The organism is Flavobacterium sp. W22_SRS_FK3, from assembly GCF_052113665.1.
GTDB lineage: Bacteria > Bacteroidota > Bacteroidia > Flavobacteriales > Flavobacteriaceae > Flavobacterium.
Map to the genome: position 1 here is coordinate 20,921 of NZ_JBGQOF010000012.1, position 15,955 is coordinate 36,875.

At 34.3% G+C, this 15,955-nt stretch carries 19 protein-coding genes; 3 read left to right on the forward strand and 16 right to left on the reverse strand.

Annotated features, from left to right (window positions below; genetic code table 11):
* Position 1: 1 nt before the first annotated feature.
* A complete protein-coding gene (locus ACEN2I_RS12980; protein WP_441766526.1) occupies positions 2 to 667 on the reverse strand; it encodes an SCO family protein in 666 nt (221 codons plus the stop codon).
* 168 nt (positions 668 to 835) lie between these two features.
* Between ACEN2I_RS12980 and ACEN2I_RS12985 the strand changes: the two genes are divergently transcribed.
* A complete protein-coding gene (locus ACEN2I_RS12985; protein WP_441766527.1) occupies positions 836 to 2,893 on the forward strand; it encodes a M13 family metallopeptidase in 2,058 nt (685 codons plus the stop codon).
* A gap of 84 nt (positions 2,894 to 2,977) precedes the next feature.
* Here the strand turns inward: ACEN2I_RS12985 and ACEN2I_RS12990 are convergent, their stop codons facing one another.
* From ACEN2I_RS12990 to ACEN2I_RS13060, 15 genes are all read right to left on the reverse strand, one after another.
* Positions 2,978 to 3,385: a c-type cytochrome gene (locus tag ACEN2I_RS12990; protein ID WP_441766528.1), complete on the reverse strand. Its 408-nt coding sequence runs from the start codon at positions 3,383 to 3,385 to the stop codon at positions 2,978 to 2,980.
* 7 nt (positions 3,386 to 3,392) lie between these two features.
* The gene (locus tag ACEN2I_RS12995) at positions 3,393 to 3,902 is read right to left on the reverse strand and encodes a DinB family protein (RefSeq protein WP_441766529.1); all 510 of its coding nucleotides are present in this window, start codon (positions 3,900 to 3,902) and stop codon (positions 3,393 to 3,395) included.
* Between the two features lie 3 nt (positions 3,903 to 3,905).
* Positions 3,906 to 4,898 (reverse strand): porphobilinogen synthase, encoded by a 993-nt coding sequence (gene hemB, locus ACEN2I_RS13000; RefSeq protein ID WP_441766530.1) that lies wholly within the window; start codon positions 4,896 to 4,898, stop codon positions 3,906 to 3,908.
* A 55-nt stretch (positions 4,899 to 4,953) separates the two neighbouring features.
* Positions 4,954 to 5,841, reverse strand: a complete 888-nt coding sequence (locus ACEN2I_RS13005) for a fructose bisphosphate aldolase (RefSeq protein ID WP_441766642.1) — start codon at positions 5,839 to 5,841, stop codon at positions 4,954 to 4,956.
* A gap of 101 nt (positions 5,842 to 5,942) precedes the next feature.
* Positions 5,943 to 6,845, reverse strand: a complete 903-nt coding sequence (hemF, locus tag ACEN2I_RS13010) for an oxygen-dependent coproporphyrinogen oxidase (RefSeq protein WP_441766531.1) — start codon at positions 6,843 to 6,845, stop codon at positions 5,943 to 5,945.
* Positions 6,835 to 7,386 (reverse strand): GNAT family N-acetyltransferase, encoded by a 552-nt coding sequence (locus tag ACEN2I_RS13015; RefSeq protein ID WP_441766532.1) that lies wholly within the window; start codon positions 7,384 to 7,386, stop codon positions 6,835 to 6,837. The genes hemF and ACEN2I_RS13015 overlap by 11 nt, the downstream gene beginning before the upstream one ends.
* Entirely contained in the window at positions 7,383 to 7,766 is a 384-nt protein-coding gene (locus ACEN2I_RS13020; protein ID WP_441766533.1) for a hypothetical protein, read from the reverse strand. The genes ACEN2I_RS13015 and ACEN2I_RS13020 overlap by 4 nt, the downstream gene beginning before the upstream one ends.
* A gap of 75 nt (positions 7,767 to 7,841) precedes the next feature.
* Positions 7,842 to 8,870, reverse strand: coding sequence for a uroporphyrinogen decarboxylase (gene hemE, locus ACEN2I_RS13025; protein ID WP_441766534.1), 1,029 nt, complete (start codon positions 8,868 to 8,870; stop codon positions 7,842 to 7,844).
* 123 nt (positions 8,871 to 8,993) lie between these two features.
* Complete coding sequence (locus ACEN2I_RS13030; protein WP_441766535.1) at positions 8,994 to 9,668, reverse strand: uroporphyrinogen-III synthase; 675 nt, start codon at positions 9,666 to 9,668, stop codon at positions 8,994 to 8,996.
* A complete protein-coding gene (gene hemC, locus ACEN2I_RS13035) occupies positions 9,668 to 10,591 on the reverse strand; it encodes a hydroxymethylbilane synthase (protein WP_441766536.1) in 924 nt (307 codons plus the stop codon). Before hemC ends, ACEN2I_RS13030 begins: the two co-directional genes overlap by 1 nt.
* Positions 10,592 to 10,639: 48 nt before the next feature.
* Entirely contained in the window at positions 10,640 to 11,944 is a 1,305-nt protein-coding gene (hemA, locus tag ACEN2I_RS13040; RefSeq protein WP_441766537.1) for a glutamyl-tRNA reductase, read from the reverse strand.
* Between the two features lie 360 nt (positions 11,945 to 12,304).
* Positions 12,305 to 12,892, reverse strand: a complete 588-nt coding sequence (locus ACEN2I_RS13045; protein ID WP_441766538.1) for a hypothetical protein — start codon at positions 12,890 to 12,892, stop codon at positions 12,305 to 12,307.
* Positions 12,893 to 12,911: 19 nt separating this feature from the next.
* Positions 12,912 to 13,346: a hypothetical protein gene (locus tag ACEN2I_RS13050; protein ID WP_441766539.1), complete on the reverse strand. Its 435-nt coding sequence runs from the start codon at positions 13,344 to 13,346 to the stop codon at positions 12,912 to 12,914.
* Between the two features lie 148 nt (positions 13,347 to 13,494).
* Positions 13,495 to 14,334, reverse strand: coding sequence for a DUF5777 family beta-barrel protein (locus ACEN2I_RS13055; protein WP_441766540.1), 840 nt, complete (start codon positions 14,332 to 14,334; stop codon positions 13,495 to 13,497).
* A gap of 29 nt (positions 14,335 to 14,363) precedes the next feature.
* Complete coding sequence (locus tag ACEN2I_RS13060; RefSeq protein ID WP_441766541.1) at positions 14,364 to 14,753, reverse strand: hypothetical protein; 390 nt, start codon at positions 14,751 to 14,753, stop codon at positions 14,364 to 14,366.
* Between the two features lie 168 nt (positions 14,754 to 14,921).
* Between ACEN2I_RS13060 and ACEN2I_RS13065 the strand changes: the two genes are divergently transcribed.
* Both ACEN2I_RS13065 and ACEN2I_RS13070 read left to right on the forward strand, forming a co-directional pair.
* Complete coding sequence (locus ACEN2I_RS13065) at positions 14,922 to 15,290, forward strand: hypothetical protein (RefSeq protein WP_441766542.1); 369 nt, start codon at positions 14,922 to 14,924, stop codon at positions 15,288 to 15,290.
* A 14-nt stretch (positions 15,291 to 15,304) separates the two neighbouring features.
* Positions 15,305 to 15,850 (forward strand): YceI family protein, encoded by a 546-nt coding sequence (locus tag ACEN2I_RS13070; RefSeq protein WP_441766543.1) that lies wholly within the window; start codon positions 15,305 to 15,307, stop codon positions 15,848 to 15,850.
* Positions 15,851 to 15,955: the final 105 nt, after the last annotated feature.

The following is a 15,955-nucleotide window of genomic DNA, read 5'->3' on the forward strand; positions in this document are numbered from 1 at the left end:
TTTACTCTTGCGATAAGAAATTGATGTCTTCCAGAAGTCGTTTGATTTCTTGTTTATCAGTTCCATCATAAAATCCGCGAACCCGACGTTTTTGGTCTACCAAAACAAAATTCTCTGTGTGTACCATGTCATAAAGCTGATCCGGTCTTCCCAGTTTTACAGCCAAATATGATTTTCGGGCCATCGTGTAAATTTCTTTTTTATCACCAGTGACCAAGTTCCATTTACTGTCAACAACTCCATGCTTTATCGCATATGCTTTTAAAACCGGAATACTGTCTACTTCTGGAAAAACAGTATGAGAAAGCAACATTACTTTTGGATTATTGAGAACTGCTTTTTGAACTTCTTCAAGGTTAGTTGTCATTTTCGGACAGATAGATCCACAGGTGGTGAAGAAAAAATCGGCTACATAAATTTTTCCTTCGTAATTTTTTTGCGTAATCGTATCTCCATTTTGATTTACAAATGAGAAATCAGCAATCGTATGATATTTACTTTTGTATTGTACCGTACTGTCAACCAATTCAGGATTTACATCAGCCGGATTGTAAACAGGTAAATTTTTTTGAGGTTTTAAAGCAAAATAAAACAGCGAAATTGTAATGACTGAAAACACACTTAAAGCAATAAGGAATTTTCGATATTTATATAATAAAGATTTCATAAACATGATTTGATGCAAAAGTACAAAAAGCACTTTTTATAAGGCAAATAGAACTTTGCTTTTAACCAAATAATTAACTTTAAAAAGAGTGTTTATAATTTTAAAAATTAACAAAAAATTATAAATATTAGCGATATGTTTGCAGATACACTTAAAGATTAAATAAAAATGATAAAACAGCTTACTAATTCAATGTTTTATGCCTTTTCTGCAATGGTTTCAATAACCGTAGTTCAGGCACAAAATACAACAAAAGAACCAGGTATTAATGTTTCTTTTATGAATAAAGAAATTAGTCCAGGTCAGGATTTCTTTCAATATGTTAACGGAACCTGGTTAGACCAGACTGAAATTCCTAATGATAGAAATTCATGGGGAAGTTTTAATGAATTACGTCAAAAAACAGATAATGATGCTTTGGCAATTTTAAAAGAAGCTTCAAAAGATCCAAAATATAAATCAAATACAGATCAGGGTAAGGCAATTGCTTTGTTCAACACTATTTTAGATACTGTAGGGAGAAATAAAAGGGGTATTACACCTCTTAAGCCTTATCTAAAGAAAATCGACGCTATTAAAAACGTGACGGATCTTGAAAATTTATTAATTGAAATGCAGCCTCAGGGAGGTATTGGTTTCTTTGGAGTACATGTTGGAGCTGACTCTAAAAACAGTAATAAAAATTCCGTTACCCTAAGTCCCGGAGGTTTAGGATTATCTGATAAAGATTACTACAATTCTGACGATAAAGATTCTAAAGAAAAACGTGAAAAATACGAAGTTCACGTTGCAAGGATGTTGCAATTTATTGGAGAATCTCCTGCAAAAGCAAAAGAAAGTGCTAAACAGATCCTGGCTTTAGAAATAGAAATGTCAGCTCCAAGGCTGGATCGTGTTGAAAGAAGAGACCGCAGAAAACAATATAATCCTACAGCTGTTGCAGATTTGAAAAAGAATACACCTTCGATTCAATGGGAGAAATATTTTGCAGGTATCGGAATGACAAAATTAGATACGGTAAATGTTGCACAGCCGCGTTATATGACAGCCCTTGAAAAGACGTTTACTGAAAAGAAAGTTGAAGCATGGAAAGAATACCTAAAATGGTCAGTGTTGAACAGAGCAGCTTCTACTTTGAGCACTGATATCGAAAATGCAAATTTTGATTTCTACGGAAAAACATTGACAGGAGCTTTGAAACAGCGTCCACGTGAAGAAATGGCTTTACAGGTTATTAATGGAGCTACCGGAGAAGCATTGGGAAAACTTTATGTGGAGAAATTGTTTCCTGCTGAAGCTAAGGAAAAAGCTAAAAATATGATTGCAAACGTAATGCGGGCTTATGAAAACAGAATTAATGCTTTACCATGGATGTCATCAGAAACGAAGACTAAAGCTATTGAAAAGTTAAATAAACTGACAGTCAAAATCGGATATCCGGATAAATGGAAAGATTATTCGGCTTTGGAACTTAAAAATGTTTCTGAAGGTGGGACTTATTTTGATAATATGAAAAGCTTATCAAAATGGGCTTATTCAGAAAATCTGGCTAAATTAGGTAAGCCAGTAGATAAAACGGAATGGGGAATGTCTCCGCAGACTGTTAATGCTTATTTCAACCCATCTTATAATGAGATTGTTTTTCCTGCTGCTATTTTACAACCGCCTTTCTATAATTATCAGGCTGATGAAGCTGTAAATTATGGTGGAATTGGAGCTGTAATAGGTCATGAAATTTCTCATGGATTTGATGACTCAGGAGCACGCTACAACGCAGACGGAAACCTGGTTGACTGGTGGACAGCTGATGATTTAAAACAATTTACTGCTCTTGGAGGAGACCTTGCAGCACAATACAGCGCATTAGAGCCTTTACCAGGAATTCATGTAGACGGTAAATTTACTCTTGGAGAAAATATTGGAGACTTAGGAGGTACAAATGCTGCTTATGACGGTTTGCAATTGTATCTGAAAGAAAAAGGAAATCCAGGTTTAATTGACGGATTTACTCCGGAACAGCGTTTCTTTATTTCCTGGGCTACAGTTTGGAGAACAAAATCCAGAGATGAGGCTATCAAAAGTCAGGTTAAAACAGATCCACATTCTCCGGGAATGTACAGGGCGATAGTGCCAATTCAGAATTTGGATGCTTTTTATGAAGCTTTCAAAATCAAAAAGGGAGATGCTATGTATGTAGAACCTGAAAAAAGGGTTAAAATCTGGTAATCTTTTATAAAGGTAAAAACGGCGCTGTTGTAGCGCCGTTTTATTTTAAGATCTATTTTGAATATAAATGAAATGTGATATTTATTATTTCAAATGACCGTAGATATAAGTTTCAATTGCTTTTAATTCTTCATTTGACATTGACTGTGTAACCGGAAAATTGGTTTTCATAATAGCAAACTGATCCGGATCAACGATTGGTTCACCATTTCCTTTTAAAAAAGTAACGATATCAGCATTTTTATCTTTGTAAATTTTGGCGATTTCCTGAATACTTGGACCAATTATTTTTTGATCAGGCTGATGACAAGAAGTACAATTACCTTTTCCTTCAAAAATCGATTTACCTAGTTCTTCTGGTGTTTTGGTTTCTGCTGATTCTCCCTCAGAATAAGCTTCTGTACTTTCTGTAGTTTTTTCAAAAGGTTCCTTGCTTTCTTTTTTACAAGAAACAAAAGCTAAAACTGTTGCTAAGAATACTATTTTTTTCATAATTGATTTACCAACCAACATACTTGGGAGGTTGAATTTGGTTTAAATTTAAATAAACTATTAATTGTCCACGATGATGTGTAACATGATCTTGCAATAAATTCAGAATTTGAAGTTTTGTTTTCTGTCCGGCAAAAAAATCTACTTTTTGACTTAAATCAATTCCTTTGTTGGCTTCAATTATCTTTTTTGTATTATCAAATGAATTTTCAATTTCTTTTAGAATATCTTCTTTTCGAACAATCGAAGAATGGTCTTTTTTAATGTGTTTTTCATTTGTAAAATAAGTAGTACTCAACCAAGCCATATTATCTAATATATGAAATATTTGATCTTTAAAACTCATTTCTCTTTGGGTAGGCTTATAATCGAGCTTTTCTTCTGGCATCACTTTTAGAATATCCAAAATATATGTTTTAGAGTTATCCCATTTTTCTACAAAAGTTTCATTCACTAAATCTTGAGCAGTAAGTAAATTACCAAAGAGAACTGCCATTAAAAATAAAGTCTTTTTCATTATTTACTTATTTAAAATTACAGCAGCTTCTTTCGCAAAATAAGTAGAGATAATACTTGCTCCTGCACGCTTAATGCAATAAAGTTGCTCTATCATAATTTTATCATGATCGAGCCATCCTTTTTCTGCTGCGGCCTTTACCATAGCGTACTCACCAGATACCTGGTAAACCGCAACCGGTACGTGAACGGCATTTTTTACCTCACGGACAATGTCTAAATACGCCATACCGGGTTTTACCATTACAATGTCAGCTCCTTCTTCAACATCCAATAATGCTTCACGAATTCCTTCAATTCGATTGGCATAATCCATCTGATACGTTTTTTTATCTTTAGGGATATTTTGAGAATCTACCGGAGCGGAATCCAATGCATCGCGAAAGGGTCCGTAGAATGCAGATGCATATTTAGCACTGTAACTCATAATACCTACATTATGATATCCGTTTTCTTCTAAAGCTTTTCTTATAGCTAATACTCTTCCGTCCATCATGTCGCTTGGTGCTACAAAATCGGCTCCGGCCTCGGCATGACTTAAACTCATTCGGGTTAAAGCATCCACTGTAGCATCATTAATCAATTGACCGTTTTCTATAATTCCGTCATGTCCATAAATTGAATAGGGGTCTAAAGCCACATCCGGCATTACAATCATTTCAGGAACAGCGTCTTTAATAGCGCGGATAGTTTGCTGCATTAAGCCGTCTTTATTCCAGGCTTCAACTCCTTTATTGTCTTTAAGATTATCACTCACTTTGACATAAATATTCACCGCTTTGATTCCAAGATTCCAGGCTTCTTTTACTTCTTTAATGGTGTGATCCAATGAATGGCGATAAATTCCAGGCATTGACGGAATAGCGACTTTTACATCTTTTCCTTCGGCAACAAACATTGGAAGCATAAAATCTTGTGGACTTAAACTAGTTTCACGAACTAATGAACGAATGGAGTCATTGGTTCTTAAACGGCGGTTTCTTTGTAATGGGAACATATTTTCTTGTTTAAAGTTTCATGTTTCAGTTTTTATCCTGAAGTTATTCTATATTTTATGTGATTGAGGCATCGTAAATTTCTCTGATTGTTTTATCAAGCTTGCTGTTAAATTGATCATTAGTTTGACCAGCAGAAAGCCCCTCAGACAATGCTCTTGAGAAACTTGCAATCAATCCATGGTTTTGTGAAAGCTTATGATTGGCCTCTTTTTCAGTATATCCTCCGGACAATGCCACAACACGTACGACATGCGGATCTGAGATTAATTCCTTGTAAAAGTCATTTACAGTAGGAATAGAGAGTTTCAGCATCACTTTTACATCTTTATCCAATAAATTAAGCTGCTTCTTGATTTCTTCTTTTAGTATTTCTTCAGACTTTTCTTTGTCAACGCTATAAATATCAACTTCCGGTTCAATGATGGGAACAAGTCCTTTTTCGAAAATTTGTTTACCAACTGTAAATTGTTGTTCTACAACTCTACGGATTCCTTCGGCATTTGCTTCTTTAATAACAGAGCGCATTTTGGTTCCAAAAATGTTTCGCTCTACAGCTCGTGTCAACAATTCCTCTAAATTGGAAATGGGCTTCATCAATTGCACGCCATTGGCAAGATCTGCAAGTCCTTTGTCGACTTTTAAAAACGGAACGATATTTTTCTTTTCCCACAAATAATCGCCCGTCCATTGTCCGTCGATTTTGCGATCCATAGTGTTTTCAAACAAAATCGCACCCAAAATAGAGTTGCTTTCAAAAGCAGGACTCTTAATAATTCGGGTTCTCATTTCATGTACAAGGGTGTACATTTCATCATCATTCGTGAAACTGCTTTCCAGAACACCGTATTGTGCTAATGCTTTTGGAGTACTTCCGCCACTTTGGTCTAATGCGGCGATAAATCCTTTTCCGGAATGCATGCGATCTAATTGTGCCATGTTCATTTCTCTATTTTTCATACTATTTAAATTAGACTGAATTATAGATTAAATTACAATTTAAATTTATGATTACAAAGAAGTTAAATGAATATTGTGTTTAATTTTTAGATCCATTCCCGGGGATTTTCTAACACATTTACTAATTTTTCTTCTTCACTTCCAGGTTCTGCATGATGATCATAAACCCATTGTACGTGCGGAGGAAGGCTCATTAAAATACTTTCGATTCTTCCGTTGGTTCTTAAGCCGAATAAGGTGCCTTTATCATGAACCAAATTGAACTCGACATAACGTCCACGACGGATTTCCTGCCAGTTTCTGTTTTCCGGAGTATATTCTAAATTCTTTCTTTTTTCTACAATCGGAACATAGGCTTCTAAGAAACTATTCCCAACTTCAGAAACGAAATTGAACCAATCTTCCATTGACATTGACTCATTTGCTTTGCAATAATCAAAAAATAAACCGCCAATTCCGCGGGCTTCATTTCTATGAGCATTCCAAAAATAGGTATCACATTGTTTTTTATATTTTGGATAAAACTCCGGGTTATGTTTGTCGCAAGCCGTTTTACAAGTTTGATGAAAGTGAGTTGCATCTTCTTCAAACAAATAATACGGCGTTAAATCCTGTCCGCCGCCAAACCATTGTTCGATCACTTTTCCATGTTCATCGTACATTTCAAAATAGCGCCAATTCGCATGAACCGTTGGTGTCATTGGATTTTTAGGGTGTAAAACCAAACTTAATCCGCAGGCAAAGAAATCAGCTTCGCCAACGCCAAACATTTTCTGCATGGCTTCCGGTAATTTTCCGTTAACGGCCGAAATGTTGACACCTCCTTTTTCGAAAACATTTCCATTTTCAATAACGCGCGTTCTTCCGCCGCCGCCTTCTGGACGTTTCCAAAGATCTTCACGAAATTTTGCAGTTCCGTCAACAGCTTCTAATCCGGCACAGATTTGGTCTTGTAATTGTTGTATGTAAGTGTAAAATTTATCTTTCATGAGTATTATATTCTGATTTAAGCAATCCAAAATAAACAGTGTTTTGCAATTCGCCGTCACCATTTCTGAATTCGTCTCGTAAAATTCCTTCTTGTTTGAAGTTATGTTTTAATGCAATTCTTTGGCTTGCCAAATTAATTTCTGATGTGCAGATAAAAACTTTGTTAAGCATCAATTCTTTGAAACAAAATTCAAGTGCAGTTGAAACCATTTTTGATGTGATTCCTTTTCCCTGATACTCTTCATCAACAAAATAACCTAATTCACATTTAGAAATGCGATAATCAATAGTCTTTACAGTTAAATAACTAATTAAGTGATTGGTTTTGATTTCTCTAGCATAAAAATAAAACCCTTCACTGTTTTTTTCTTTGTTAAGACTAATTGCCAGAAAATCTTCTGCTTTTTTTAAAGAATCAGAATTGGCTAACGTTACCGGAAAAGTTTTTTCAATATGATTTCTATTCTTGTCAATTAGTTTGAAAAATTCTTCAGTGAGAACATGTTCAATTCGGTCTATTTTCCAATCTGTAAAACTCATTTTTTTTTGTTTTTGGCCGATGCGATTTTGGCATTTATTCCAAAGGAGAAAACTTTGCTTTCTCGCTGGACGTATTGGTAAATAGCAAGTGCTTTACCTAAGAAATCAAATTGTTTTTCTTGAGATAATCTGACCAAAATATCGGCAAACTGCTCTTGCTGATTCCAATCTAAATGATATTTTTGAAGCAGAATAATTAATTCTTCTTCTGGAATTTCAATTGTTCGTTCTAAACTTAAACCAAAACCCTTCAGTTGCTCATCTACAAGGCTTATATCTTCAGCGTTCCAAAATCTTGGCACAAAAACAAGCGCGTGCAAAGTTCGAAGCGTGTTTTCTATTCTGATGCTTTCTTCGTCTCTAAGGCCTTTGTTGAGCATTTATATTAGTTTTTGGTTGACAGTTTTTGGTTGATAGTTATGAGTTTCCAACAACTATCAACCACAAACTATTAACTATTTTACTCCGTATTCCTTCACAGCGTCAATAAACGCTTTTGCATGATCTACAGGAATATTTGGTAAAATTCCGTGACCTAAATTTACAATATATTTATCTTTTCCAAATTCGTCGATCATTTCGTGAACCATTTTCTTGATGGTTGGAATTGGAGAAAGCAATCTTGACGGATCAAAATTCCCTTGTAAAGTAACATTTCCACCAGACAAGTAACGTGCATTTCTGGCAGAACAAGTCCAGTCTACACCAAGCGCAGAAGCTTTACTTTTGCCCATTTCGTTCAATGCAAACCAACATCCTTTTCCGAAAACAATAACCGGAGTAACCTCAGCTAAGGCGTCAACGATTTGATTGATGTATTTCCATGAGAATTCCTGATAATCAACCGGAGAAAGCATTCCGCCCCAGGAATCAAAAATCTGAACGGCATTAACTCCCGATTTTACTTTTTCTTTTAAGTATAAAATAGTGGTGTCTGTAATTTTTTGTAATAAAGAGTGTGCTGCAACCGGGTTTGAAAAACAGAATCCTTTTGCAGTGTCAAAACTTTTAGATCCTTTTCCTTCAACAGCGTAGCAAAAAATGGTCCATGGAGAACCAGCAAAACCAATAAGTGGAACCTCATCGTTCAGCATTTCTTTAGTCAATTTTATAGCGTCAAAAACGTATCCTAAAGTTTCATTAACATCCGGAACAAAAACCTGGTTTACCTGTTCCATAGTACGAATGGGATCCGGAATAATTGGACCTAAGTTGTCTTTCAGTTCTACGTGAATTCCCATGGCACGAGGCACAACCAAAATATCTGAGAATAAAATAGCAGCATCCGGAGCAATTCTGCGTATAGGCTGAACAGTGATTTCTGCCGCTAATTCAGGAGTTTCACATCTGGTGAAAAAATCATATTTATCACGCAAAGCCCTGAATTCCGGTAAATATCTTCCAGCTTGACGCATCATCCATACGGGTGGGCGTTGAACAGTTTCTCCTTTTAAGGCGCGTAAAAATAGGTCGTTTTTTAACATTTTTTTTGTTGCTTTAGGCTTTAAGCTTTAGGCTTTAAGCTATGTTTAACTATACTTTTTTTTGCTTATGGCTTATTGCTTAAAGCCTATAGCTGTATTAATTTTTTGCTTATTGCCTAAGGCTTAAAGCGTATTGCTGAACTCAGTGATCACATCTTCAATCACATCTTCAACCGTTGGCTGATCTGCAATAATAATGTTTTTGGTAATTTTATGTAAAGCCTCGGCAGTGGTTTCTCCAATGCAAAAGCATGTTTCTTTTTTGATGGTGTTGTCTTTCAGATAACTTTCAACACCAGATGGACTGAAAAATAGAATTGCATCAACTGCAGTTTTTATTTTCTGAGGTGTTAATGATGTATCGTAAACCTGAATTTCATTGAATTTTACTTCGGCATCTTTTAAAGCTTTTGGCAACGTTTCTCTGCGAAGATTTCCACTGAAAAAAGTAAAGCTTTCATTGCGGTAAATCAAAGTGATGATTTCAGCTAAATCTGAAGCGTAGCCTGTATAAGCAACTACATCGAAACCATTTTCAGAAAGGAGAATCTTAGTTTTTAATCCAACGCAAAAAACGTTTTTACTTTTAAGCTCTTCCGCATTTGGATTTGATAAAACGCTATGAACAGCATTCTGACTTGTGAAAATCAGATTTAGGTTGAGGTCTTTAAGTTCGAAAGATTTACTTTGAGTTTGAATAAAATCAGATTCGATTACTTCAATATTGGCTTTTACAAATTCTTGCTTTTGACTATTCGAAAGTATTTTAGTAGATAATATTTGAATTGATTTTGACATTATTTTTTCAGGGTTTCTTTAATTGATGTCATCAATTGAGCTCCGCCATTGTTTAAGATTTCCTGAGCAGAATGAAATCCTAACTTTTTCCATTCACTAATATCAACAGTTTTATTGATTTCCAGTTTTTGTTTTCCATCAACAGAAAGTAAAATACCTTGAAAATGCAAAGTGTCTTCGTCTTCATTATATCTTACTAAAGCTCCAATTGGCGCAGTACAGCCACCTTCTAAAGTTCTCAAAAACTGACGCTCGATATAAGTACAAATTTCAGTTTCAATATGATTTAATTGTGAAAGTGCATCTAAAGTATAATTGTCATTTTCCATTGCGACAACAAGCATTGCTCCTTGTGCAGGTGCAGGAATCATCCAGTCTAAATTGATGTAATTTTCAGGTTTCAGGTTGATGCGTTCCAATCCTGCGGCAGCAAAAACAGCTCCATCCCAGTTGTTGTCTTGTAATTTTTGCATGCGAGTATTCACGTTTCCTCGTAAATCCACTACAGTATGATTTGGGTATTTATTTAGCCACATTGCCTGACGACGTAAACTGCCTGTTGCAATTGTACTTGGCTTGTCAAAATCAGGATTACTTTTATGAACCAAAAGATCTAAAACATTTGCTCTTTCTAAAACGGCAGCCTGCACAATTCCTTTTGGTAAAGCTGTAGGTACATCTTTCATGGAGTGAACCGCAATATCGCAATCACCTTTAATCATGGCTACATCTAAGGTTTTAGTAAAAATTCCGGTAATGCCAAGTTCGTAAAGAGGTTTGTCAAGAATAATATCACCTGTAGATTTTACGGCAACAATCTCTGTTTTATATCCTAAATCGTTTAATTTTTTTTCGACAGTATGTGCTTGCCATAGTGCCAATTCGCTATCGCGCGTTCCTATTCTAATAACTTTTTGAACCATATTATTTTTGAAATCCTAGAAAATAAGGAACATTCTTTTTTAAACTATTTATGAGAGATTGATTTTGTATTTTTCTTCGACTGGTGAAGGCGTATTTTTTGGTGCAAGCTGTCCAATTTGGAATACTTTTTCAATGAACTCAATACTTTCATCTAATGAAGTGTTTTCATTTTTTAAGTGGCTTGCAAAGTGATTTGTTATCTTTTGAATAATTCTGGAACTGATTAAATCAGCCTGTACTTCATCAAAATTGATTGTTTTCTTTTTTTGAAAAGCTAATTCGTTTGCTACAATATCGTTTAGTTTTGCTTTTAGAGCATGAATAGTTGGAGCATATTTTCGACCATTTATCCAGGTATTCAATTCTAATTTCATATCCTCGATAATAGCTTCGGCAGCAGGAATATGCTGTTTTCTTCTTTCCAGAGTATCATCTGTAATTTGAGACAGATAATCCAAATGTATTAAAGTTACACCCGGTATTTGTTCTACATCCGGATTTACATTTCTTGGAATTGATAAATCCAAAATCAATAAAGGTTTCTTTAAATTCAGTAATGTTTTGTCGATAGTAGGGTTTTTTGCTCCTGTGGCTACGACGAGAACATCAGCTTGTTGAATTTCTTCTTGTAAATTGGCGTAATCTTTTACAATAACATTTAATTTTCCAGCTAATTTTTCAGCTTTGTTTTTTGTTCTGTTTATAAGCGTAATATGGCCATTTTTAGTATGTTTTACTAAATTTTCACACGTATTTCTGCCTATTTTTCCGGTTCCGAATAATAGAATATTTTTATTTCCAACATTTTCTACATTTCGAATAATATATTGAACTGATGCAAACGAAACAGATGTTGCACCAGAAGAAATTTCAGTATCTGTTTTGATTTTTTTGCTTGCCTGAATAACCGAGTTAACCAAACGATCAAGGAATGTATTTATCAGACCCTCTAATTTACTGTTATTAAAAGCAATTTTAATTTGGCTGATGATTTCGAAATCACCCAAAATCTGACTGTCTAAACCTGTTCCTACACGGAACATGTGGTTAATTGCCTCCTGATTTTTATATATATACGCAACTTCCCTAAATTCTTCTACAGATCCGTTGCTGTTGTCGCAAAGTAATTTGATTAATTCATATGGATGATTGGCAAAACCATAAATTTCAGTTCTGTTGCACGTTGAAGTAACAATCAATGATTCTATACCTTCTGTTTTGGCTTGTATCAGCAAATCAGATTGTGCTTTAGTATCTAAACTAAATTTTCCTCTAATTGTGGCATCTGCTTTTTTATAACTTAAACCTAAAGCGTAAAAAGTGGTAGTTTTGGACATATTAAAATTTTCCATATTATACTTTCCTTAAAAAGTTCAACAAAATTATTATTAACTAATTTATAAAAACAACGCTAGAGGTACTTTTTATATCGCTACTGGACAAATTGATTCAAATTGGCAATTTTAAATCGTATTTTCTGCCTTTTATAATGAAATCAAGCATTCAATAACTTGTTATATATACTTGTTCTAAATAAAAACCTTGTTTTTGCTTAAAAATGATTAGCGAAAAATATCGCTATGGGGTCTTAAAATGAAATTATTTTTTATAAATGATTCATTTTCACATCGCTGCTAAGATTTTGTGGATTAAAAAAGCAGACTTTTTAAATAAAAACGCTACCTGAAACAGGCAGCGTTTTTAGAAGAAAATTATTTTTGAACAATCGGCGTTCTCAATGATTCTAAAACAGCAACAATATCAGTGTAAAGTTCTGTGTTTGAAGCAACACCATTTGCATTGGCTGCAGCGCCTACGTAACCTTCAAATTTTGTATAATCCGCACTACTTGCTTTTGTTCCCATACGAGGATTTGTTGCAGGATTATGTGCTGCTACCATGTTCAAACCAGAATACGTATTTACAGCATTAGTCCCTCCCGTATTGAACGAAAAGAAGTCAGTAAGATTATCTGATAATTTAGCAATATTAGTAGCTTGGGTATTGCCTGTTTCTGCCAAAAGTGGAGCGAAATGCGCTGATAAGTTTCCAGATGCATTCGATTGAACATCTGCAACAATAAGCCCTATAGTTGAGTTTACAACTTTACGAAATGATAAACGTCCTTGTTCAATCATTTGTCCTGAATTATCTGGATCAGCAACCATAGTCGTACCGCCTAAACGTGTATAAATAGAAGCTTTTACTTCTGGTGCCGGATCATCATCATTACTGCAGGAAGTAAAAGCAGCCGATGAAAGTAGTAATACACTAAGTGTAATTTTAGAATAAATTTTCATAATAATAATATTTAAAGGGTTAATTAAAAAATTGATTTACTTTTTGAGATAGTTTGTAACTCAAACTATTTTGATTGACAGGACAAACTTCTTTGTTTGCTAAATTTGTAGGTAAAATGTAACGCTTGGCTTCGTAATGTCTTTTTGCCATTAATTGGTTATATACTTTTTCAGAATTAGTGATTTTATTATTGTGGAAATACACAACTACATTTCTTTTAACAATAATAGAATCTGATGTCAATCCTTTAATAGATCTTAAATCAGAACATATTTGCTTGGCCTGAAGAGAATCTATATTTGCTTTAAAATCTATTCGGCTTACTTGCAGATTCGGACTCTCATAAACAGCAGGCTTAGCCGTAATAATGTGAAAAACAAGAATGGCAAAAAATAACCCAGTAATTATTAGTCCCGTCCAAAGTGCTTTTTTTATTATTTTGTTCGTTTTCATAATTTTTAAAATAATTTGATTTAAAAACTATATACGGTTGCTTTTTTACCTTGGTTTTATTTATATGGACAAAAAGATCAGTTTAGAATTGTTTTAAATAACTAAAACATTATAGACGTGGTATCTTTATGTTTTACTCAAGAAACTATTAGAATACTCTTGCAAGATTAAATCCAAAAAAAACATCGCCTTTTGTCCAGTCACCAGTTGTTCTGCCAAGATATCCTGCCTCATCAATTCCCTGAGAACTGGTAAAATGCATTTGAAAAACGTGTCCACCGGTTTCTAAATCAAAACCTACAGATAATGGATTTTTATAAAGAGAAGTTGGACTTCTGTTTAAGTGTGCTGCATAATCAACATTTAATGACCAGCGTTTAGAAAACTTATACCTTCCCCCAAAACCAACTGCATATTGTGAATTGCTTTGATCCACATTTTCAACAAAATTTTCATGAAAAAATGTTGGAACGACTTCTAAAGAGAGCTTTTCAGAAAACTTTCTGGAAATTAAGAGTTGTGCTACATAAGTAAGCCTGTTTTTAAATTGAAGTTTAGGATACAGACTTTCTTTTAGTGTGTTGTTAATAGACAAACTATTAAAGCCGGCAATAGCAACTGGAAATCCGTCTTTTATTTGAGGAAGCAAAGTGTATTTTGTTGCAAAGTCATAAGCAAACTCACTTCGGGCAGCGCTTATATTAAGTCCGTTGGTTAATCCGTATATGAATTTTATTTGAGTATTGGCATTATCCAGTCCGTAGAAGCCTTCGAAGCCATCTTTTACAGAACCAAACCGATGCGCAACAACAAAATACAAATCTCCTTTTGCCGCCAGTTTTGTAGATTCGAGGTTAACAATCTTCAATGCTTTAAATGCAGATGTCACCTTTTCTTTTGTAACAGGCGTCTCTACTCCGGATAATAAGTCTTCCTGGGAATAGGTTAGTAGTGGAAATAAAAATAATAATAGAATGAGCTTTTTCATGAGGTTAGTTTTAAATTGTTATTTGTTTTTTAGTGTACTACTGAAGATTGATCTATTTTAAATTCCCGCAACAGTTCATCATATCCTAAAAAACGTCCTTTGATTTTTAGCATTTTACCGGATGTGATATCTCTTGGTAAAGAATCTTTGAATGTTGCAAATATTTTTTCGCCAATAACAATTCCATTACTGGCACTATCAATAGTGGTTACTTGTGCCGTTAATTCAATTGTTTTGTCCTGATATTTGATGTAAGCCAGACTGTCATTCGAAGCAAATTCTTTTTCGAGTTCGTAAACGGTCACTACATAATCTGCAGTTTCCGATTCGATATCCCGGTGCCCTTTGTAGCTGTAGAGATAAACCGAAATAGCAAGTAGTAGGAAAAGTGAGATTGCTGTAAGTATTTTTTTTGTCATGGCTGTTTTTTTTAATGCTTAAATTATCTACGTTAAAAAGTATCTATTGGATTTAAACTGCCAAATACGTCTCTCCAAAAATCTATATCATTCATTTCAACGTATATGTTTTTAAAATGATTTTGCAATTCGTAAAATCATTTAATCTTTAACTAAAAACCAATCGTTATGAATCTAAAAACACTCTTCGCCGGTTTATCATTTGCTTCAGTTATTGTGAGCTGTGCTAATGATGATCCCAGCACTTTAATTGATACTACGCTAATTACAGGTTTGGCTACATACAATCAGAATGTGAAATCTATTATTGACAATAATTGCGTTGTATGTCATGCAACAGTTCCTAAAAATGGAGCTCCTATGTCTTTGGTTACCTATGACCAGGTAAAAAATGCGGTTTTAAATCGTGGGTTGCTTACCCGAATTTCTTTAGAAAACGGAAACAGTTCCTTAATGCCACAAGGCGGACCTAGATTGCCACAAACTACTATAGATGTGATTGCAATGTGGCAACAGGATGGATTATTAGAAAAATGATCTATAATAAAAACATGAAAAAAATCGTACTGATACCAATGTTATTGGCTTCATTGATCGTTTTTTCGCAGGAAAAAATGTTAACTAAATCAGGAACAATAACTTTTGAAGCTTCAGTTCCTTCTTTTCAGCCGGTTCTGGGAACTAACAGTAATGTGACTTTTGTTCTAAATCCGGTAACAGGAGAAATTGCAAGCCTGGCTTTAATAACAGGATTCCAGTTTGAAATGGCTTTGATGGAAGAACATTTTAATGAAAATTATATGGAAACAGATAAATTTCCGAAAGCCATCTTTAGAGGACAAATAGAAGGATTTGATGCTAATAAGCTGACGGAAGATTATAAAGATTATGTGATAAAAGGGAAATTAGAACTTCATGGAAAATCTAAAGATGTAAATGCTACTGCAAAAATCACCAAAACGAGTTCCCGAATTACTATTATTTCAGATTTCGCCGTAAATGCAAGTGATTTTAGCATCCCGATTCCATCGCTTATTAAGTATAAACTTGATGATAAAGTCAAGGTTCAGATTATTGCTGTTTTAAAACAGAGCTAAAACAATTGAAATTAAAAATCAGCAAAATGCAAAATTGCAATGATCCTGAGCATTAATAAAACTTGACATTTCAAAGCGCGAATTGTTGGAAAACAAAGAGATAAT

Bases quoted from the DNA above. Each gene is read 5' to 3' on its own strand.
- ACEN2I_RS13060 (WP_441766541.1), bottom strand. From the start codon at position 14,753: ATGACAAAAAAAATACTTACAGCAATCTCACTTTTCCTACTACTTGCT.
- ACEN2I_RS13050 (WP_441766539.1), bottom strand. From the start codon at position 13,346: ATGAAAACGAACAAAATAATAAAAAAAGCACTTTGGACGGGACTAATA.
- ACEN2I_RS13020 (WP_441766533.1), bottom strand. From the start codon at position 7,766: ATGCTCAACAAAGGCCTTAGAGACGAAGAAAGCATCAGAATAGAAAAC.
- hemF (WP_441766531.1), bottom strand. From the start codon at position 6,845: ATGAAAGATAAATTTTACACTTACATACAACAATTACAAGACCAAATC.
- hemA (WP_441766537.1), bottom strand. From the start codon at position 11,944: ATGGAAAATTTTAATATGTCCAAAACTACCACTTTTTACGCTTTAGGT.
- hemC (WP_441766536.1), bottom strand. From the start codon at position 10,591: ATGGTTCAAAAAGTTATTAGAATAGGAACGCGCGATAGCGAATTGGCA.
- ACEN2I_RS13045 (WP_441766538.1), bottom strand. From the start codon at position 12,892: ATGAAAATTTATTCTAAAATTACACTTAGTGTATTACTACTTTCATCG.
- ACEN2I_RS12995 (WP_441766529.1), bottom strand. From the start codon at position 3,902: ATGAAAAAGACTTTATTTTTAATGGCAGTTCTCTTTGGTAATTTACTT.
- ACEN2I_RS13055 (WP_441766540.1), bottom strand. From the start codon at position 14,334: ATGAAAAAGCTCATTCTATTATTATTTTTATTTCCACTACTAACCTAT.
- ACEN2I_RS13070 (WP_441766543.1), top strand. From the start codon at position 15,305: ATGAAAAAAATCGTACTGATACCAATGTTATTGGCTTCATTGATCGTT.
- ACEN2I_RS13015 (WP_441766532.1), bottom strand. From the start codon at position 7,386: ATGAGTTTTACAGATTGGAAAATAGACCGAATTGAACATGTTCTCACT.
- ACEN2I_RS12985 (WP_441766527.1), top strand. From the start codon at position 836: ATGATAAAACAGCTTACTAATTCAATGTTTTATGCCTTTTCTGCAATG.
- hemB (WP_441766530.1), bottom strand. From the start codon at position 4,898: ATGTTCCCATTACAAAGAAACCGCCGTTTAAGAACCAATGACTCCATT.
- ACEN2I_RS13065 (WP_441766542.1), top strand. From the start codon at position 14,922: ATGAATCTAAAAACACTCTTCGCCGGTTTATCATTTGCTTCAGTTATT.
- ACEN2I_RS13030 (WP_441766535.1), bottom strand. From the start codon at position 9,668: ATGTCAAAATCAATTCAAATATTATCTACTAAAATACTTTCGAATAGT.
- ACEN2I_RS13005 (WP_441766642.1), bottom strand. From the start codon at position 5,841: ATGAACATGGCACAATTAGATCGCATGCATTCCGGAAAAGGATTTATC.
- ACEN2I_RS12990 (WP_441766528.1), bottom strand. From the start codon at position 3,385: ATGAAAAAAATAGTATTCTTAGCAACAGTTTTAGCTTTTGTTTCTTGT.
- hemE (WP_441766534.1), bottom strand. From the start codon at position 8,870: ATGTTAAAAAACGACCTATTTTTACGCGCCTTAAAAGGAGAAACTGTT.
- ACEN2I_RS12980 (WP_441766526.1), bottom strand. From the start codon at position 667: ATGAAATCTTTATTATATAAATATCGAAAATTCCTTATTGCTTTAAGT.